23 protein-coding genes and 1 tRNA gene are annotated in these 17,103 nt (G+C 55.5%); 18 read left to right on the forward strand and 6 right to left on the reverse strand.

Translation table 11 applies throughout. The features are described 5' to 3' along the window. The first annotated feature begins 245 nt into the window (after nt 1-245). Entirely contained in the window at nt 246-1,298 is a 1,053-nt protein-coding gene (locus ASB65_RS25790) for a LacI family transcriptional regulator (RefSeq protein ID WP_060725815.1), read from the forward strand. 182 nt (nt 1,299-1,480) lie between these two features. On the opposite strand, the gene znuA is transcribed toward ASB65_RS25790, so the two are convergent. Then, a complete protein-coding gene (gene znuA / locus ASB65_RS25795; protein ID WP_060725816.1) occupies nt 1,481-2,473 on the reverse strand; it encodes a zinc ABC transporter substrate-binding protein ZnuA in 993 nt (330 codons plus the stop codon). A 104-nt stretch (nt 2,474-2,577) separates the two neighbouring features. On the opposite strand from znuA, the gene znuC reads away from it, so the two are divergent. Genes znuC through zur form a run of 3 tightly spaced genes read left to right on the forward strand, consistent with a single transcriptional unit; the run spans nt 2,578 to nt 4,731 of the window. Beyond that, a complete protein-coding gene (gene znuC, locus ASB65_RS25800) occupies nt 2,578-3,510 on the forward strand; it encodes a zinc ABC transporter ATP-binding protein ZnuC (protein ID WP_060725817.1) in 933 nt (310 codons plus the stop codon). Next, complete coding sequence (gene znuB / locus ASB65_RS25805) at nt 3,503-4,321, forward strand: zinc ABC transporter permease subunit ZnuB (RefSeq protein WP_060725818.1); 819 nt, start codon at nt 3,503-3,505, stop codon at nt 4,319-4,321. Before znuC ends, znuB begins: the two co-directional genes overlap by 8 nt. Further along, nucleotides 4,318-4,731 (forward strand): zinc uptake transcriptional repressor Zur, encoded by a 414-nt coding sequence (gene zur / locus ASB65_RS25810; RefSeq protein WP_003502775.1) that lies wholly within the window; start codon nt 4,318-4,320, stop codon nt 4,729-4,731. The genes znuB and zur overlap by 4 nt, the downstream gene beginning before the upstream one ends. Before the next feature lie 36 nt (nt 4,732-4,767). Here the strand turns inward: zur and ASB65_RS25815 are convergent, their stop codons facing one another. Then, nucleotides 4,768-5,301, reverse strand: coding sequence for a gamma carbonic anhydrase family protein (locus ASB65_RS25815; protein ID WP_060725819.1), 534 nt, complete (start codon nt 5,299-5,301; stop codon nt 4,768-4,770). 35 nt (nt 5,302-5,336) lie between these two features. Beyond that, on the reverse strand, nt 5,337-6,026 hold the full coding sequence (locus tag ASB65_RS25820; RefSeq protein ID WP_060725820.1) for a fumarylacetoacetate hydrolase family protein: 690 nt from the start codon (nt 6,024-6,026) through the stop codon (nt 5,337-5,339). Between the two features lie 568 nt (nt 6,027-6,594). Between ASB65_RS25820 and ASB65_RS29260 the strand changes: the two genes are divergently transcribed. The 4 genes from ASB65_RS29260 to ASB65_RS25840 all read left to right on the forward strand — a co-directional run bounded on the left by ASB65_RS29260 (nt 6,595) and on the right by ASB65_RS25840 (nt 8,374). Continuing rightward, a complete protein-coding gene (locus ASB65_RS29260; RefSeq protein ID WP_060725821.1) occupies nt 6,595-6,810 on the forward strand; it encodes a helix-turn-helix domain-containing protein in 216 nt (71 codons plus the stop codon). Next, nucleotides 6,801-7,025 carry a hypothetical protein gene (locus ASB65_RS25830; protein WP_155643914.1) on the forward strand — a complete coding sequence of 75 codons (225 nt, stop codon included), beginning with the start codon at nt 6,801-6,803 and terminating at the stop codon, nt 7,023-7,025. Before ASB65_RS29260 ends, ASB65_RS25830 begins: the two co-directional genes overlap by 10 nt. Before the next feature lie 55 nt (nt 7,026-7,080). Beyond that, nucleotides 7,081-7,470: a hypothetical protein gene (locus tag ASB65_RS25835; protein WP_060725823.1), complete on the forward strand. Its 390-nt coding sequence runs from the start codon at nt 7,081-7,083 to the stop codon at nt 7,468-7,470. Nucleotides 7,471-7,564: 94 nt separating this feature from the next. After that, nucleotides 7,565-8,374, forward strand: a complete 810-nt coding sequence (locus ASB65_RS25840) for a hypothetical protein (RefSeq protein ID WP_060725824.1) — start codon at nt 7,565-7,567, stop codon at nt 8,372-8,374. 106 nt (nt 8,375-8,480) lie between these two features. Here the strand turns inward: ASB65_RS25840 and ASB65_RS25845 are convergent, their stop codons facing one another. Together ASB65_RS25845 and ASB65_RS25850 are read right to left on the reverse strand one after the other, a co-directional pair. Beyond that, entirely contained in the window at nt 8,481-9,194 is a 714-nt protein-coding gene (locus ASB65_RS25845) for a hypothetical protein (protein ID WP_060725825.1), read from the reverse strand. A gap of 61 nt (nt 9,195-9,255) precedes the next feature. Then, nucleotides 9,256-10,005, reverse strand: a complete 750-nt coding sequence (locus tag ASB65_RS25850; RefSeq protein WP_141681112.1) for a hypothetical protein — start codon at nt 10,003-10,005, stop codon at nt 9,256-9,258. Between the two features lie 155 nt (nt 10,006-10,160). Here ASB65_RS25850 and ASB65_RS28635 point away from each other — a divergent pair, with 155 nt between their 5' ends. From ASB65_RS28635 to ASB65_RS25870, 3 genes are all read left to right on the forward strand, one after another. Then, the gene (locus tag ASB65_RS28635; RefSeq protein WP_236774055.1) at nt 10,161-10,484 is read left to right on the forward strand and encodes a hypothetical protein; all 324 of its coding nucleotides are present in this window, start codon (nt 10,161-10,163) and stop codon (nt 10,482-10,484) included. A gap of 57 nt (nt 10,485-10,541) precedes the next feature. Further along, nucleotides 10,542-10,745, forward strand: a complete 204-nt coding sequence (locus tag ASB65_RS25865) for a CsbD family protein (RefSeq protein ID WP_060725829.1) — start codon at nt 10,542-10,544, stop codon at nt 10,743-10,745. Nucleotides 10,746-11,012: 267 nt separating this feature from the next. Beyond that, nucleotides 11,013-12,089 (forward strand): hypothetical protein, encoded by a 1,077-nt coding sequence (locus tag ASB65_RS25870; RefSeq protein WP_060725830.1) that lies wholly within the window; start codon nt 11,013-11,015, stop codon nt 12,087-12,089. Between the two features lie 89 nt (nt 12,090-12,178). Here the strand turns inward: ASB65_RS25870 and ASB65_RS25875 are convergent, their stop codons facing one another. Next, a complete protein-coding gene (locus ASB65_RS25875) occupies nt 12,179-13,420 on the reverse strand; it encodes a DUF3644 domain-containing protein (RefSeq protein ID WP_236734595.1) in 1,242 nt (413 codons plus the stop codon). Between the two features lie 328 nt (nt 13,421-13,748). Here ASB65_RS25875 and ASB65_RS28805 point away from each other — a divergent pair, with 328 nt between their 5' ends. The 7 genes from ASB65_RS28805 to ASB65_RS29265 all read left to right on the forward strand — a co-directional run bounded on the left by ASB65_RS28805 (nt 13,749) and on the right by ASB65_RS29265 (nt 16,583). After that, nucleotides 13,749-13,916 (forward strand): hypothetical protein, encoded by a 168-nt coding sequence (locus ASB65_RS28805; protein ID WP_174014717.1) that lies wholly within the window; start codon nt 13,749-13,751, stop codon nt 13,914-13,916. Nucleotides 13,917-14,017: 101 nt separating this feature from the next. Beyond that, nucleotides 14,018-14,314, forward strand: a complete 297-nt coding sequence (locus ASB65_RS27885) for a DUF982 domain-containing protein (RefSeq protein ID WP_080868423.1) — start codon at nt 14,018-14,020, stop codon at nt 14,312-14,314. 133 nt (nt 14,315-14,447) lie between these two features. Beyond that, the gene (locus ASB65_RS25880) at nt 14,448-14,924 is read left to right on the forward strand and encodes an oxidoreductase (protein ID WP_060725831.1); all 477 of its coding nucleotides are present in this window, start codon (nt 14,448-14,450) and stop codon (nt 14,922-14,924) included. A gap of 38 nt (nt 14,925-14,962) precedes the next feature. Continuing rightward, nucleotides 14,963-15,121, forward strand: coding sequence for a hypothetical protein (locus ASB65_RS28450; protein ID WP_153463858.1), 159 nt, complete (start codon nt 14,963-14,965; stop codon nt 15,119-15,121). Next, on the forward strand, nt 15,111-16,061 hold the full coding sequence (locus ASB65_RS25885) for a hypothetical protein (RefSeq protein WP_060725832.1): 951 nt from the start codon (nt 15,111-15,113) through the stop codon (nt 16,059-16,061). The genes ASB65_RS28450 and ASB65_RS25885 overlap by 11 nt, the downstream gene beginning before the upstream one ends. A gap of 136 nt (nt 16,062-16,197) precedes the next feature. After that, nucleotides 16,198-16,274: transfer RNA gene (locus ASB65_RS25890), tRNA-Met, on the forward strand. 96 nt (nt 16,275-16,370) lie between these two features. Beyond that, nucleotides 16,371-16,583: a DUF2158 domain-containing protein gene (locus ASB65_RS29265; RefSeq protein WP_080868422.1), complete on the forward strand. Its 213-nt coding sequence runs from the start codon at nt 16,371-16,373 to the stop codon at nt 16,581-16,583. The last annotated feature ends 520 nt before the right edge of the window (nt 16,584-17,103 follow it).

A 17,103-nucleotide genomic window follows, 5' to 3' on the forward strand; every position in this document is an offset into this window, starting at 1 on the left:
ATATTTTTATATCAGTGAGTTGCATAAAGATATTAATCTTGTCAGTTAAGATGTGTATCCGTGGATTTCTGGAAATTCTGTGCCGGAAGAAGGGGGAAGTGCCGTGAAATATTTTTCGGACCTATATCGTTTTAGCTGAATTGGCGGATAGTCGGACAAGACCGGCCGTTGACCGCGGACCTTTGCCTTTGCAACAGAGAAAAAGCTATCTATGATTATCGTTCGGTAAAGCGTGGCGAAATGACATGAACGATACTGGCAAATCCGGCGGGGGCGAAACTCCTGCAACGACGGGCGAGCGCCCGACCTTGAAGACAATCGCCTATATGACGGGTCTCGGCATCACCACCGTCTCACGCGCGCTGAAGGATGCGCCAGACATCGGCGCTGAAACCAAGGAGCGCGTGCGGCTGATTGCCCGGCAGATCGGCTACCAGCCAAACCGCGCGGGCGTGCGCCTTCGCACCGGCAAGACCAATGTGATTGCCCTTGTTCTGAGCGTTGATGAAGAGCTGATGGGTTTCACCAGCCAGATGGTATTTGGTATCACCGAGGTTCTTTCTACGACACAATATCATCTGGTCGTGACGCCCCACATCCATGCCAAGGATTCCATGGTGCCGATCCGCTATATTCTCGATACCGGTTCTGCGGATGGGGTCATTATTTCGAAGATCGAGCCTAACGATCCACGCGTCCGTTTCATGACTGAGCGTAACATGCCCTTCGTCACCCATGGGCGTTCGGACATGGGTATCGAACACGCCTTTCATGATTTCGACAATGAGGCCTATGCCTATGAGGCGGTTGAGCGGCTGGCGCAATGCGGACGCAAAAGGATCGCCGTCATCGTGCCGCCATCGCGGTTTTCGTTCCACGATCACGCCCGCAAGGGGTTCATCAGGGGGATTAGGGATTTTGGTCTCACCGAATTTCCGCTGGACACCATCACCATCGAAACGCCGCTTGAGAAAATCCGCGATTTCGGTCAGCGGCTGATGCAGTCGGATGACCGCCCCGACGGTATCGTTTCGATCAGCGGCAGCAGCACCATCGCGCTGGTGGCGGGTTTCGAAGCTGCGGGTGTGAGAATCGGCGAGGATATCGATATCGTCTCGAAACAGTCCGCGGAGTTCCTGAACTGGATCAAGCCGCAGATCCACACCGTCAATGAGGATATCAAACTGGCGGGCAGGGAGCTTGCAAAGGCCCTTCTGGCGCGCATCAACGGCGCGCCGCCGGAAACCTTGCAGAGCATCAGCAGCCCGGTCTGGTCTTCGATGGCGCCGAAGCCGTAGATGGCTCGCTTCGCAATAGGTGCTGCAAGTCTTGACCCCGTTGCGTTCGCGACTTTTTTAGAGTTTTACTTTAATATATTAGCGTAAGATGTTGGTATAAATGATATTTTTATCGTGCGTTGACTGGCTTTCGGCTGAAGGCCCGGAATGACAGCCGGGGCGTTAGCGCACGACAATACGCATCAGGACAGGCAATCCTTCAGAGAGCCCGCAATGCCGCGCATCAGCTTGAAATAGAGATCGGGACCGGGCTCCAGCGTCGCTGCCTCCGGGTCGAGCGTCGCCGATTTTGCTGCAGTACCCTCGGTGATGACCGAAATCAGCTTCGGCTCGAATTGCGGTTCAGCGAAGACGCAGGTTGCGCCGAGCTGGCGAACCTTTTCCTGCATCTGTTTGACACGGTCAGCACCTGGCAGGGTTTCGGGGCTGACGGTGATCGATCCCGCCGTCTTCACGCCGTAACGATGCTCGAAATACTGATAGGCATCGTGGAAGACGATGAAGGGCTTGTCCTTCACCGGCTTGACCGTTTCCTTGAGTTCGGCATCGAGCGCATCGAGATCGTCGATCAGTTTTTTTGTGTTGGCCTGATAGGTCGCGGCATTGCCGGCATCGGCGGCGATCAGCGCGGTTTCGATCGTCTGCGCCATGGCCTTGGCGTTGGCGGGATCGAGCCAGAGATGGGTGTCGTATGCGCCATGGTCGTGGTCCCCGTGACCCTCCGCATGGTCGTGTCCATGATCGTGTGCGCCTTCCTCTTCGGCGTGGTCGTCATGCGCATCATGGCCTTCGTCGCCATGGTCGTGTGCTTCAAAGGGGCCGCCTTCGCGGAAGGGCAGCTTCTCCAGCCCCTTGGCGTCTTCCAGTTCCACCACGGTTGCCTTGCTGGCAAGCGCTTCCAGCGGCTTTTCCAGAAATGCTTCAAGGCCCGGCCCAACCCAGAAGACCACATCCGCCTTTTCCAGCTTGCGCGCATTGGACGGTCTGAGATTATAGGTGTGCGGAGAGGCCGCGCCGTCGACGATAAGCTGCGGTTCGCCGACGCCCCGCATGATTGCGGCGACGAGGGAATGGACCGGCTTGATCGAGACCACGACATCGGGCGCGGCGGTGGCGCCGGAAGCGGCGGCTGCGATAGCCACCGATGCCATGAGCGGGATCAGGAACGATTTCATGAAATGCACTCCACTTGAAGAAGTATAGTTATGTTATTACATTTATTGCGTTACTCTATAACGTATGCAATAGCGGTAAGCAACATCGCCGAACGGACAATCCCATGCTTCATTCCGCCCATCGGGGCAACGAGATACTGGTTTCCCTTGCCAATGCCGGCGTGCAGCGCAACGGCCGCTGGCTGGTGCGCGGCGTGGAGTTTTCCGTCAGCAAAGGCGAGATCGTCACGCTGATCGGGCCGAACGGTTCCGGCAAATCAACGAGCGCAAAAATGGCGATCGGTGTGGTGAAGCCGACCGAGGGCGAGGTCTCGCGCATTGCCGGTCTGAGGGTCGGTTATGTGCCGCAGAAGCTCTCCGTTGATTGGACCATGCCGCTTTCGGTGCGCCGGCTGATGACGCTGACCGGGCCGCTGCCAGCCCGTGAAATCGACGCGGCGCTGAATGCGACTGGCATTGCGCATCTCGCCAACGCTGAGGTCCAGCACCTTTCCGGCGGCGAGTTCCAGCGCGCGCTTCTGGCCCGCGCCATCGCCCGTAAGCCCGATCTGCTGGTTCTTGACGAGCCCGTGCAGGGTGTCGATTTCTCCGGTGAGATTGCTCTCTATGATCTGATAAAAAATATCAGAAATTCAAATAATTGCGGAATTCTGTTAATCTCGCATGACCTGCATGTGGTGATGGCGGAAACCGACACCGTCATATGCCTGAACGGCCATGTCTGCTGCCGGGGCACGCCACAGGCGGTGAGCCAGAGCCCGGAATATATGCGGCTGTTCGGCGGCTCGGCAGCCAAGGCGCTTGCCGTCTATAGCCACCATCACGATCATACCCATTTGCCCGATGGCCGGGTGCAGCACGCGGATGGTTCAGTGACCGATCATTGCCACCCCGAGGATGGCCACCACCATATGCATGACCATGGCCACCATCATGACGACCATGGCGAATGCGGCTGCGGCCATCAGCATGAGCATGAGCATGAGCATGAGGATCATATTTCCTCCAGCCAGCGGCAGGGAGAGCGCCATGTTTGACGATTTCTTCATTCGCGCCATGGTCGCCGGTATCGGCGTCGCGCTCACTGCCGGTCCTCTCGGCTGTTTCGTCGTCTGGCGGCGCATGGCCTATTTCGGTGATACGATGGCCCATTCGGCGCTGCTCGGCGTCGCGCTCTCGCTGCTGTTGCAGCTCAACCTCATCGTCAGCGTCTTTCTGGTCGCGTCGGCCGTGTCGATCCTGCTGCTCTTCTTGCAACGCCGGCAGGCGCTCTCCTCCGATGCACTGCTTGGCATATTGTCCCATTCGGCGCTGGCGATCGGTCTTGTCATCGTCGCTTTCATGAGTTGGGTGCGTATCGACCTCGTCTCATTCCTGTTCGGCGATATTCTCGCTGTTACCCGCAGCGATATCGCCCTGATCTGGGGCGGTGGACTGGTGGTCATCGTTTCCATGGTCTTCCTGTGGCGGTCGCTGCTCGCCTCCACCGTCAATACAGAATTGGCCGAGGCCGAGGGGTTGAACCCGGAGCGCGCGAAGCTGATCTTTACGCTCTTGATGGCGCTGGTGATCGCCATCGCCATGAAGGTGGTCGGCATCATGCTCATTACCTCGCTGCTCATCATACCGGCGGCGACCGCCAGACGTTTTTCCGCGACGCCTGAGGTGATGGCGGTGGTGGCTTCGCTGATCGGTGCTGTTGCCGTTGTTGGCGGCTTGTTCGGATCGCTCACTTACGATACGCCGTCCGGCCCTTCCATCGTGGTTGCCGCGATGATCCTCTTCGTTATAAGCCTGTTGCCGGCGCCGGGTTTTTCCCGCGCCGCGGATGAAGGAGGCAAGTCATGAATGTGCAGACCCAGCAGAACCTCACCAAAAACCAGTCGCTGGTCATGAATGCTCTCTCAAACGCGCATCAGCCGCTCAGCGCCTATATGATTCTCGACAAGCTGCGCGACGATGGTTTTCGCGCGCCGCTGCAGGTTTACCGGGCGCTGGAAAAGCTGGTGGAATTTGGTCTCGTACACCGGCTTGAGAGCCTCAACGCCTTTGTCGCCTGCACCCATACGCAGGCGGAGTGCTGCTCGCACCACCACGGCACGGTGGCTTTCGCCATCTGCGAATCCTGCGGGCAGGTGACGGAGTTTCACGATCATGAGATCGACCACCGCCTTGAGCGCTGGGTGAAGGACAGCAAGTTCAAGGCGGAAAAGACAACCATTGAAATTCGCGGCCTTTGCGCCGCCTGCTCGGCTTAATCTCACGACGGGGGCGGGCATAGAGGCCCGCCGTTCCTATCCCTCGATGATCGCCAGATCGTTCGAAAAGCGCTTCCAGTTTTCGATGTATTTCTCCGCCGAGCGACGGAGCCCCGCGACAGCTTCATCATCCAGCGTTCGGATGGCGCGCGCCGGCGAGCCGACAATCAGTGAATTGTCCGGGAATTCCTTGCCCTCCGTCACCAGCGCATTGGCGCCGACGAGGCAGTTGCGGCCGATCTTTGCGCCATTCAGGATCGTCGCCCCCATGCCGACAAGCGAATTATCGCCAATGGTGCAGCCATGCACGATGGCGTGGTGGCCGATGGTGCACATTTCGCCGATGACAGCGGCAAAGCCGGGATCGCTGTGCACCATCACGCCTTCCTGAATATTGGTGCCGCGCCCGACGCTGATCGGCTCGTTATCGCCGCGCAGCGTTGCGCCGAACCAGATGCCGACATCCTCGCCGAGCGTGACCGAGCCGATGACATTGGCGTCGGGCGCTACCCAGTAGCTATCCGGGGCAGGGGTCTGCGGCACCCGGTCGGCAAGGCGGTAAAGCGGCATGGTGGTGTCTCCCTTTTGGTTTTTTCCGACTGCGGTCAGGCAACCGTCACGGCAAGTGTGCCGACACCCTCGACGCCGCATTCGATCCGGTCGCCGCGCACGATGGGGCCGACGCCGGCCGGCGTGCCGGTCATGATGACGTCACCGGCGGCAAGCGTGAACAGCTTGGAAAGCTCGGCAATCACTTCCGGCACTTTCCAGATCATCTGGGCGAGGTCGCCCGTCTGCTTGCGTTCGCCATTGACGTCGAGCCAGATCGCACCGGTAGCGGGATAGCCGATCTTGTCTGCGGGGACGATGGCCGAAATCGGCGCGGAATATTCGAAAGCCTTCGCGCCTTCCCAGGAACGCCCCATCTTCTTAAGACCGCCCTGAGGGCCCCGACGGGTCATGTCTATGCCGACGGCGTACCCCCAGACTTGGTTCAGCGCCTCGGCCGCCGGAATATCGGAACCGCCGCTTTTCAGCACCACGACGCATTCGACTTCGTAATGTACGTTGGATGACAGCGGCGGATAAGGGAAATCCCGTCCTGATGGCAGCAGATTGTCCGGGTTTTTCTGGAAATAAAAGGGCGGCTCGCGCGAAGGATCGTGACCCATCTCTATGGCGTGATCGGCATAATTGCGGCCGACACAATAGACCCGCCGTACGGGGAACAGGTCGCCCGTGCCTTCAACGGGCAGGAGAACGGGTTTCGGAGCGGGGATGACGGTGGCGGCCATGTGGATTTCCTGTCGTCTTTTTGGGTGCAATTCTTGTCCCGCAATTCCGGGGCGATTTCCAGTTCAAAATGACCCTGCCTGCAAAACTGGCTTTTTACGGTCCTTTGCTGTAGAAGCCGCCGCAAAGAGGTTAATCCATGTACAGACAAGCGCTTGCAAGCGGCGAAAAAATCTTCGCCGTTGCCCCCATGATCGACTGGACCGACTAGGCTGTCTAGTATGGCGTTCAAGGGTGTTGTTGTACCTCTCGTCGTACCGGATTATTTGACACTCCCGGCAAGCTGAGGACAAAATCCGAAATTTTTTACAAATGCGTCAAACAGTTTATTGCAACCTCCGATAAATAAATCAGTCGAAAAATTTGTAAAACGCGTATACATTGGTGTTGTCGAAAAAGTGGTGTTTCGACAACGGCGGGGTGGTACCTGCCAAGACGCAGCGCCAGGAATACTGGCTCACCGGCGATAAGCGCCGTCAACCTAACCCGGCATCAGTCGGCAACCGAACCTTCTCAAAAAAACATCGATAGATTTTGCGCCCCGTTTCCATCCGGGGTCGAGGAGACACCATGCGATTGAACACTACCGAAGCAGCAACCTACCTCAGGATGTCACCGTCCTGGCTAAATAAGACGCGCCTAAATGGCACCGGTCCGGTTTACATGAAAACCGGAGGCCGCGTGCAGTACGAAACGAGCGATCTGGACGATTGGCTCTGCAGTTCGCGGCGGACCGCTGTCTACGACTTTGCGAATGACAACGTCCGGGCGAGGGCGTGGGCATGAGTTCCGTTTACGATTATCTTGGCGCATTGAAGGAAGAACGCAAAAAGCTAGTGGTGCAGGCTGCTGAGACCGGCGATCTCGCCGCAAACATGAAATCTCTTGCGACGGTCCAACTGGCCATCATCGCTTTCGAGGCCGTCGCATATGAGAAAAACGCTGCGCACCATTTTGATGCGGCGATGGCAGAGTTCAAGCTGACGCACGGCGTCGCCTAACCACCCCAACCACCACCACATGCAACATCCGGCGCTGCCGGCGAGAGGAGAAACTATGACTGAAGAGAGAAACGACATTCTGCGCGGAGTTTGGGAAATAGCAGGCTTTATGGGTGAAGACCCACGCGGCCTCACCGCCAATGACATCGAGCAATGCACAGTTCCATCCTTCTGGGATGACGGTGATATCTGCGCGAGCAAAGAAGCTGTACGAAAATATTTAGATGATGAACTCAAAGCTCGGTTAACGCCTACGCCTATTGCGTCATTCTTTCTTGATGAGATCAAGACCATCCCCGAAGGCGACTTGGGCCGGGTTTTCTTCGAGAAGTTTCACCCGTGCACGCGTGAGGATTTTATCGAGGGATACCAGCGGGCGAGCAATATCGCTGAACACGGGATCAGCGAAGCTGTCTCGGTAATCGAGGCCTATCGGCCAACCTAATCGCCACTATATCCCGCATCATACCAACAACCTGCCGGCATCCGCTGGCAGGAAGTATGTGATTAGCGCGCAAACCCACTACGGATGGCCAAACATGAGCAAGCCTGATCACTCTGGCGGTCCTGTCGATCGCTTGGAACTCTTAGGAGCCATCATCGATGATGAGCGCGTGCGGCTTGTCCACATCAAGACCGCGTGCCACATTCTGAAGCGCTATTACCAAAAGCACGGCAACGCGCGCGCCAGTGTTAGCTTCCTGCAGCAAGCCACCGGCCTGACAAGGGGCAGCGTCGCAAGCGCAACAGAGGATCTTGTTGCCTGGGGGTACTTCACCCGTGTCATGGGTTCCGGAAAGCGGCCCTCCGAATACCACCCGAATTTTAGCGTCCTACAGTCGCCGGACACTACTAGCGTCCTACCGTCACAGGACGAAACAAAATCAAGCGTCCTACAGCCACAGGACGAGATCGTCCTACGGTCACAGGACGCTAAATCTGGTAGTGTCCTACAGCCGCAGGAGCAAACTCATTTACTTGTCTCGGCTACAGCCAGAGACAAAGTAAATACATCCGCAGCGGGCACGGGGTCGGGCCTGGCGGCCGCCCCGGCCCGTGCGTCTGAAGACCGCGTGGTGACCATTGTATCGAGCCATATTGAGCACGACAAAGACGACGGTTCTGACTGGCTTCAAATGGAGCTCGAGGACGACGATGGAGCCAAGGAGCAATATGCGGTCTGCGTCCAAAGCGACGAAGATCAAGCGATGCAGGACCGCGGCATGAAAAAGCTCGAAAGGCTGGCAACCGCCCTTGGTATCGACCAGATCAAAGAGCCGAGCGACGTGTTAGGTATTCCGCTTCTCCTTACGGCCAGCGACGACTTCCTTCCTCTGGTGGCCGCATGAATTTCACTAACTTGTTTGATGTGCCAGGCTGTCATTTGCGTTCGGGAACGTTTCACTCAAGGAGCAGCAAAAAAAGAGGGTGGTCGCCATTTTCGCATGAACTCAACTAGATCTGGCCAATCATGCGTAAAATTGGATCTTCCTTTGGATAGCCGTACACGGGGTCCCATCCAGCCATCACATGCCAGTAGAACCCAAACAAAGATTTTTGATCGTCGTAGTCTGCTGACAAAAAATTCCAATGGCTAGACGCCTTCGTGAGCCTTTGCAACATCTCAAATGATCGCTGATCGACAACGTCTGAGTTGTTCAATACATATGCCATATCATCGCGGAATATTGTGGTCGCTACACCAATATCCTGCAAATTCCTCGCGGTGATATGGTTCTGAACATCATGCCATTTGTCTCCGTCTACATCGATACTCGGCTGCTTGAAGTAAGCACGAAAGTCCGCCTGTGAAATAAGTGTGTCGAGCGTGTCCAAAGCTATCGGTTTCTGCTCTGCCGCGAATAGGAATTGGAGCGTGACCTCTCGGCGGAATGCTCGGTAGCTGCCCCGAAGATAAGATCGGAGACGTTTGCGTTTTGACGTTTGCGGAAGTTTTACGAGAAGCCAGTAAAACGCTATGCTAACAGATGCGCCTAAGCCAAATTCATAGATGAGCGGGTTCCAAAAAGTCTGGTTTCGTAGCCTCAAGCAAATATTTGTCAGCTCGCAAAGCGTATCTCTGGCAAGCGGGTCGGGGCTAGCTAGAAGCACGCCTGTCACCGAGATTACGAATATAAATGGGAGCGACCAATCGACGATCCGCTGCAACAAACTCTCCGTGATTAGGAAATGTGACGCCTACCGTCGCTAAGGCAACTTCCAGTGACAGTCATCTCCCGCCTTCATTGTCTTCATCAATAGAAAAGTACCTTGAGAACGACCCGATGTCGGCAGTCGACAAATTGTGTCTACTTGCGACTGATCTCACGTTTGTTGAATCAAATTTGAATTGATCCAGTTTTATTCTCTCGGAAAATTCGCCGTTGTCATTCGCAAAGTTCGCGATTTGACGAATTGCTTGAAATAAACAGTATGAATATCCAACCATCTTTTTTTTATGCTTGGATGCATAGGAGGAGTCCTCTTGGGCCTTTTTGTAATACAGGTTGGTGTACGTCTGAACCCTAGTGATTTGCTGTAGCAATTGAGGGCTTATGAATGCAATGTCCCGCTGCATGTTGGATTCGAAGAGGGGTATAGGTTCAGGCGGCGCGCTTAGTGTAGTCACTCGCCGATAGTATTCGTGCACAAGAGAACCAGCGGAGTATACGCTATCCAGCGCCGACTGTACGCGCTCATTCCTTCTGGATTCTTTGAGGTGGGCGATCTGCTCTCGACCAGCATAGAGCACGAATGCCCCCGCAGCTAAGGCAGCAATTCCTGAAATAAGCTGCTGATATTGGTTAAGCCACTTTAAAAGAACAATCCATCGAACACCGTCCCAATATAAAGCAAAACACTTTTGCGATAAAAACATGCCACAGGAATTCTCGAAATGCCAGGCCGTGAAGGCAACCAACATCCAGACGCAAATTGCAATAATGGCGAAAGTTGAGTTGTTTCCTGGACGCTTCTGCAATGCATATCTCATTGTGGCTATTAGAGATTCCGATTCGGAGATTAATAGCGGGGAACTCGCGTGCAAAGCAGTATGATCTTATGAAGTTGACTTAAATTTTTGAATTGACGCTCTTCTGCTCTGTGCGCCTAGACGTGAGGGAGGCACGCGCTTATTTGTTATTGGTTGACTGCGCGACCACCACCAGTTTCCCAGCTGCCAAAGAAATACAACGTATCATCGGGACAAAACTCGCTACCCAAGTTTGCGCGTCAATTCTGGCGGCCGTGAGCGCGTCCGACTACAAGAAGTCACCCAAGGCCAAGAACTGGGTCGGAAGCGCTGTAGCGTACGCTGTGGGGCTGGATTTGGACGACAACGTGCAGCGCAAGCGGGCGTCCAGCCTTGTGAATGCGCTGATGCGTGAAGGTGCGCTCATCGAGCGGGAGGAACGGGATCCAGTTCGGAGGGAGTTGGCGGTGTTTGTTAGGGCGGCTTAGGGAACCATTTGCGCCACCTTGCGTTTTCTCCTCAGACAACAAAGAGGAGATATATCAATGGATTGGAACCGCGTAGAAGGTAACTGGAAGCAGATGAAGGGCAAGGTCAAGGAACAGTGGGGCAAACTCACTGACGACGACCTCGACGTCATCAATGGCAAGCGCGAGCAGCTGGAAGGCAAAATCCAGGAGCGCTATGGCTATGCGAAGGACCAGGCCAAGAAAGACGTCGACGACTGGTATGGTCGTCAGGGTTGGTAATGCAATGAAAGGCCGCCGGTCAGTAATGGCTGGCGGTCTTTTTTTGGGCAATCGAAGCCGTTGGCGCGGGGAATCTCTGTTCGTGAAACTTTTCCAGTCTCGCGGAGTTTGGCCTTAGAGTAACCAGTTCAGGTTTCTCGCAAAATAAAATCACCCGCCAAGCGGAACTTTGTCCCTCCGGAGGAGACGCACCATGAACTCTATCATTTATCTCGTTGGGCTAGTCGTAATCGTCCTGTTCATTCTCTCATTTTTGGGGTTACGCTAATGGTCGATCCTATCGGTACTGAAACAAATCGCAGCTATGTCGATTGGCCAGCCATTTTCGCGGGCACCGTTATAGCATCTGGCGCAGTTGCCATCCTCACCGCGTTTGCCGGAGGTCTGGGGCTGAGTTCCATATCGGCCGATGATGGCGGCGATATTAGCGTGATCTGGCTAATCATCACAGGATTGTTCGTCGTTATCTCGATGGTTGGCTCTTATATGTTGGGCGGCTACATTACGGGTCGTATGCGGCGCCCAGCTGGATCGGCGGACCGTAACGAGCTCACGACACGCGACGGCATCAACGGTCTCGTTGTTTGGGGTCTTGGAACTGTCATTTCAGCATTTCTTGCTCTCAGCGTGGTGTCCAGCGGCGCGAGGGCCGTTGGAAGCGTAGCGCAGTCTGCCGTCGAAGCGACTGGCTCTGCGGTCGGCGGAGCTGTCCAAGGTGTTGGCCAATTGGCCGGTGGGGTGGTGTCTGGTGCCGGTAACGCTATTGGTGGCGTCGCTCAAGGCGCCGGCCAAGCTGCGGCTCCCAGCATTGAGGAAGCTCTTCCGCAAGGGTTGAAGGCAAATCCGATCGACTATTTCACCGACACTCTGTTGCGAACCGATACGCCTGCGGTTAACGGCGATCAAAACGGTGCAGATTTTCAGCGACAAGCCGGTGGGATTCTGAGCAACCTTCTTTCGACTGGAGAGATTTCCGACGCTGATCGTACCTGGCTTACTAATCAGGTCGCAGCTCGTACCGGCATTAGCCAACCTGACGCTCAGACACGCGTCAACCAGACGGTCGACAGGGTGCAGGCTGTTCGAACGCAGGCGCAGCAGAAGGTCGACGAAGCGCAAAAGAAAATCGACGATATCAGGGCTGAGACTGAGAAAGCTCTGGAGGATGCTAAGGCAAAAGCCGTTGATGCTGCTGAAAAGGCGCGGGTTGCCGGAATCTTGACCGCATTCCTCTTGGCTGCCTCGGCTCTTGTATCCGCCGCTGCGGCCTATATCGGCGCAGTCCACGGTGGTCGTCATCGGGACGAGGGCCGCGTCTGGGGCGGTCTAGCGTATCGGAAGTAGATAGCTTTGCGCGCTGACCACGGATGTACTGGCAGATCGCGATAGCTACAGGAAGGCTGGGGCAGAGATGCACCGGCCTTTTTTGTTGTTCATACGAGAATTTCATCGTCAACCGTGGTGGGTTGATCCGCCTCAGCCTCCACCGGCGGAGATATCCACGGGTGCGGCGGTGCGTAGGGTTTATCAGGCGCCTCGGCAATCAGCTTATCAATCCACGCTTGATTATACGTGTAGTCTTTGTGTGCGGCATGGTAGATGCAGAAAGCTTTATCGGTGCGGTCTGGCTTTTTTGCGTTGTTTGCCGGCCTGACTTTGTGCTTCCTCCACGCGTTTGTGTGGTCCTTCATGCTGAACACTTTGTCGGCAGCTTTCACCCTTTTGACGACGTCGCCAGGCTTGTGCGGATACATTTCGTCCGCGACGCGATACTTTTGAAGTACGTTGTGAATGTCTTTGCCCTCTTGAGATTCAGGGCTGACAAACTGGATGTGTGCCTTGCTTTTCGACGCGCTATCCAGCGTGTAGACGACCTTGAATTGGTACTCGATATCGTCCAATTCGGCTTCTGTTTTGCCTTCAATCAAACTCGCGTCCAGCGCAGCGATGTTCGGCGGTATGTCGTAAGCGTGGATCTGGGAGGCCTGATCAATAGACATTTTTCCGAACTGGAGCGCCACAGATAGATCGTTCTGAAGACTTACTCGTTCTCCATGCCAATCGACGATCGTCTTGTCGAAATTCAGGCAGCATGCTTGGAAGATCGCGAGCCAGTTTCCGTCGCTGCGGCCGAATAACCGGTGCTCAACTTCGTCTCTGATCGCTTTTACCGCCCTCAGATTGCTTCTGATCCCACTTGATAGTGGGCAGTCCCCTTTTTCGAGCATGTGGCTTAACGCCCACGTCGTCCCGTCCGAATTGATAGGATCGATGCCCCTTTTCTCATAGTAGTCGTGCATCAAATAGCACCAGGCGATGTTTGCCAGTACGGAGAAGACTTCGGTCTTGAAGCGATAAGAGGCGTTGTTGAATATGGATACAGCAAGGATCATTGCCTCGCGCGACCTGATCAACTTCTCGTCGGTATATGGATTAAGGCCCGTCACGGGATCGAAGCTGCGCTTCATTTGCTTGTACTTCGCAACCTCGTCAGGAGTGGCAGCTTTGACGTTAGGCGCCTTGGCCGAACCAATGCGGCCGTGGTTTACCGTCGGATGGCGTCCGTGATTGATCAGAACATGAATGTCTTGACTTCTCTCGCCAGCATCCAACATCGCTTTTATGAGGCTTTTCTCCTCGGCCGTAAGTCCCGCACCCGTACTGCCCTTGGCCATAGAATCCCCCATATCTCGCCAAGCCAATACAACCAAATTGTCATCTGTAATTCAACTTCTAATACCGCCCGGATACCAAAATTCTATCCGTGCAGTAACTGTGCACATCCGGGCGGAGACACCTGCACAGCGCTGCCCGGTTAGTGCACGTTTAGTAGGGTATATATTTATATATACCCCTACACGTGCAACCGTGCAGGGCGGTGTGCCGCGCGCACGGTTCTCAAGATGATTTATTCTGGCAACGTGCACCGGGCAGAAGGGTATATTCGTTACAACCCGGAACCGACATCACCCATCCGCATTTTCGCAGATGAGGAGAACGCAGATGTCAGCGAACGAACTGCAGCCGTACACCGTCGAGCAACTACAGCAGAAATATGCCGTAAGCCTGCATGTGGCAGTGGAGGTCCTGGAACACTTTCGGGGTGACCGGTCAAAAATCGACAAGTTCATGAAGCGGTGCCCGAACCGGGACGAGGACGATCGCCGATGACGGAGCTTAGCCGGTCTTTTTTGCAGCTCCGGTCTTGAACCCGCCTTTGCTCCCACCAATATTTTTCGTGCTTCTTGTTCTGTTTGGATTGGAGGTAAGAAATGAACAGCCAAGACGTTTTGTTTCGAGCACCAGTTCGCGTCCGGTTACAATGCGGACTCGAGAGAACATTCCTCAGCGTATATGATGCGCTGGATTTTTTGGAAGAAGAGTGGCCGCTCCGACGCGGAGATCGCTACAAGAGGGCAGTAAACCGGTGCAGGGCAGCTCTGGAATGGGCCGTGCCATCCGAGGTCGCCCGTGAAGCTTTCATTGCGGCCTGCCTTGAGGCGGGAATGCCGATGGTATTGGCAAGTCCGGCCCCAATGCGCGAGCACAGCCGTCACGCAACTGGATAGATACACAGCCCCGCGGAAAGCGGGGCTTTTTTTACGCCCAAAAAATATTTCACAAATCGACTACCCGTTTTCGGCGCGTTCTCGGAAAGTATGTGTGTCGCCACCACGACGCCAACACCACGAGGAGACCGCCATGCCCAAAGCCACCACCCAAACCACCCGCATCGACGGCAAGCGTGTCGTCATCCGTACGAACGCGACTGGCAAGGTATCTGTCCTCGATGCCCCCATCAAGGAAAGCGAAGGGCAGGCGGCTCAGGTGCGCGCCCTGCGCGCCTTGCCGGAGTTCGGCCGCCAGTTCCTGTTGGCTGGCGACATGAACAGCGCCAAGCGTGGCCCACGTGCCCAGGCGGACGCAATCGCAACAGGCATGACGCCGGGCGAAGCGGACCTACGTATCTACCTCAGGGGTGGCCAGCTGCGGATGCTCGAGAACAAGGTGGGCAAAGGTCGGCTGTCGCCGGCTCAAGTTGAGCGTCATGCGTCGCTGGCGCGGCTGGGGCATTCGGTCGAGGTGGTGCGGTTCACGTCCACGGCAGAAGCGGCCAGCAAGGCTGTGGCGCTAGTCAAGGGATGGTTGGCCGATAACGACAACACCAATCAGCAGTAACGGCGCCAACCAAGCGCCATCACCACAGGGGAGACGATATGGCAAAACCAAAAGTTGACGAGTTTGATTACGACGATTTCGCTTACGAAGAATACACCCGTGAGAAGGGCGTTGACGAGATTATATCGAACATGACGAAAGAGAAGGCGGTCGAAGCCTATGAACATTTCATGGGGGACTTTGCCCATGAATACTGAGAACGAAGACCAGATCATCGACGCCACTGGCAGGGTGGCCTTCACCGGAGACCAGCCGCATCCATACAGGACGAACACCCGCTTCCGTAAGGTGGATGGGAAGTGGGAGCCTATCGAGGAAACCAGAACAATAGACGTCCTCAAAGCCTTGCCTACGGCAGAGGAGAGGGCGGCAGGCAGAGAACGAACAAAAGCCAAAGCGGCTGACGAGGCGAGGAAAATGGCGAAGGTTCGGAGGGCGATAGTGAAGCGACAGTCGATAGGCGATCCCTCTTGCCGTCAAAGCGAGGGCGAGGACTTCCCGTTGCTAGAGGCACTGCGTAGAGAAGGACGCGATGACTTGATTGCTATTGTGATCCGATATCGTCGCCTTGTTGCCCTCTGTGAGGCCGAGCCATTAAAGGGGCTGGACTACAGCAAGTCAGACGGCGGCGAGGTTGTGCGGGAAACGAAGAAGCTGACACCAGAAGCCGACATCGAAGCTGCGAAAGCTTCCAACTGGAAAGATGTGCCGAACGGCGAGATCAAGGTTACGACGAAGATCAAAAAAATCCGAGGATCATACGCTTCCGCTGCCAAGCGAACCATCGTCGCAGCCAATGACAACGTTGCGTCAGGCAGCGTCATCAAGTCGGAAAGCCTGCACGTCAAGATCACCGATGAAATCCTGAATGAACATATTGACGCCAAGCCAATTCTGGCAGAACTGCGCAACGCATTGGGACCGCTGGTTGAGCCGTTCGAGGATGCGGTGTTAGGTGGACGATCTTATACAGATGTGGGTAAGGCAAGCGGTGAGGACGGGAGGCCGTCCGTTGCGGGGAAAGCCATCGTTGGCATGGCATGCGGAACGATCAGCGTGAAGTGGCAGGAGATAGATAAGCGAGAAAAGGCCCTAGAAGCCTTGGCCCTTCAACGCTTTCGCAGTCGTGCGGCGTAGGGAGTGGCAGCCACGCCGTTTCAACGCACCGAGGGGTGAGAGGGTATGGAAAGATACCTTCGCCCCTTTGCGGTTACGACCGCCCCGCCGTCATGCTGCATTCGGTGCAGCCGCTGAACGCAGCGGGTAACTATCACGTGGAGTAGAGCAGTCTGGTAGCTCGTCAGGCTCATAACCTGAAGGCCGTGAGTTCAAATCTCACCTCCGCAACCAATCCCATGCGCGTTCTCCTCCGCAGCGTGGGTTCATGCGCCGGGTTCCCCATCGTGGTTGAGCCCGGCGCTTTTGTTTCAAACGATAGGCTAATTAATGGCAAAGCGGAAAAAAGAAGCTCCACGCTCTGTGGATCCGGGATTCTTTGAGCGTGGAGAGATCGTCAGGCTCAGAAGCGGCGGACCAGCGATGACTGTCGAAAATCACAATGAAACATCTGATGTTGTTTCGGTTGTTTGGTTTTCGGGATCAGACAAAAAGTCAAGCAAGTTCAGTGGCCCCGAGCTCTTCAGTCTGGAAGCACAGTAAGTTTTCTCACCGGCGCAATTCTCGACCTCTTGCGCTGGTGTCGCGGGTGGGCTTCGGCTCACCCGCTCTACATGAGGTCGACAAGGAGTCGAGACCTTGCTGGATGAACTATTCGGTGGCCTAGTTGCCGCCAATGACAATGCTTTAGCATGTGTGCGCTGTGGGGAGCCCATCCCTAGTCGTTCCGGTCCTGGAAGGAAGGCGATGTACTGCAGCGACAGCTGTAGAAACGCTCCGGCTCGTACCATTGGGAGCTGTCATCGCTGCGGGGCGCCTACATTCGGAACCAAGGCCAAGAAATTCTGTGTGATTAAGCATGGAATAAGGACCCCGCACATGGGGTGATCGGCGTCCAAACGGGACCCCCATCTGCGATGGGGTTACAACAGCCTCCGGTTTCATCGGAGGCTTTTTATTTGGATGCTTATTGTGGAAACAATTCTGAAGATAAGACGGCTGGCCCATGTTCAGGGCAAGACGATCAAGGCGATCTGCCGGGAGCTTGGTATATCGCGGAAAG

This window comes from Agrobacterium tumefaciens str. B6 (assembly GCF_001541315.1).
In the GTDB taxonomy this organism is placed as follows: domain Bacteria; phylum Pseudomonadota; class Alphaproteobacteria; order Rhizobiales; family Rhizobiaceae; genus Agrobacterium; species Agrobacterium radiobacter.

Coding starts and splice junctions, on each gene's coding strand:
- ASB65_RS25790 (WP_060725815.1), top strand. CDS start 246: ATGAACGATACTGGCAAATCCGGCGGGGGCGAAACTCCTGCAACGACG.
- znuA (WP_060725816.1), bottom strand. CDS start 2,473: ATGAAATCGTTCCTGATCCCGCTCATGGCATCGGTGGCTATCGCAGCC.
- znuC (WP_060725817.1), top strand. CDS start 2,578: ATGCTTCATTCCGCCCATCGGGGCAACGAGATACTGGTTTCCCTTGCC.
- znuB (WP_060725818.1), top strand. CDS start 3,503: ATGTTTGACGATTTCTTCATTCGCGCCATGGTCGCCGGTATCGGCGTC.
- zur (WP_003502775.1), top strand. CDS start 4,318: ATGAATGTGCAGACCCAGCAGAACCTCACCAAAAACCAGTCGCTGGTC.
- ASB65_RS25815 (WP_060725819.1), bottom strand. CDS start 5,301: ATGCCGCTTTACCGCCTTGCCGACCGGGTGCCGCAGACCCCTGCCCCG.
- ASB65_RS25820 (WP_060725820.1), bottom strand. CDS start 6,026: ATGGCCGCCACCGTCATCCCCGCTCCGAAACCCGTTCTCCTGCCCGTT.
- ASB65_RS29260 (WP_060725821.1), top strand. CDS start 6,595: ATGCGATTGAACACTACCGAAGCAGCAACCTACCTCAGGATGTCACCG.
- ASB65_RS25835 (WP_060725823.1), top strand. CDS start 7,081: ATGACTGAAGAGAGAAACGACATTCTGCGCGGAGTTTGGGAAATAGCA.
- ASB65_RS25840 (WP_060725824.1), top strand. CDS start 7,565: ATGAGCAAGCCTGATCACTCTGGCGGTCCTGTCGATCGCTTGGAACTC.
- ASB65_RS25865 (WP_060725829.1), top strand. CDS start 10,542: ATGGATTGGAACCGCGTAGAAGGTAACTGGAAGCAGATGAAGGGCAAG.
- ASB65_RS25870 (WP_060725830.1), top strand. CDS start 11,013: ATGGTCGATCCTATCGGTACTGAAACAAATCGCAGCTATGTCGATTGG.
- ASB65_RS25875 (WP_236734595.1), bottom strand. CDS start 13,420: ATGGCCAAGGGCAGTACGGGTGCGGGACTTACGGCCGAGGAGAAAAGC.
- ASB65_RS28805 (WP_174014717.1), top strand. CDS start 13,749: ATGTCAGCGAACGAACTGCAGCCGTACACCGTCGAGCAACTACAGCAG.
- ASB65_RS27885 (WP_080868423.1), top strand. CDS start 14,018: ATGAACAGCCAAGACGTTTTGTTTCGAGCACCAGTTCGCGTCCGGTTA.
- ASB65_RS25880 (WP_060725831.1), top strand. CDS start 14,448: ATGCCCAAAGCCACCACCCAAACCACCCGCATCGACGGCAAGCGTGTC.
- ASB65_RS28450 (WP_153463858.1), top strand. CDS start 14,963: ATGGCAAAACCAAAAGTTGACGAGTTTGATTACGACGATTTCGCTTAC.
- ASB65_RS25885 (WP_060725832.1), top strand. CDS start 15,111: ATGAATACTGAGAACGAAGACCAGATCATCGACGCCACTGGCAGGGTG.
- ASB65_RS29265 (WP_080868422.1), top strand. CDS start 16,371: ATGGCAAAGCGGAAAAAAGAAGCTCCACGCTCTGTGGATCCGGGATTC.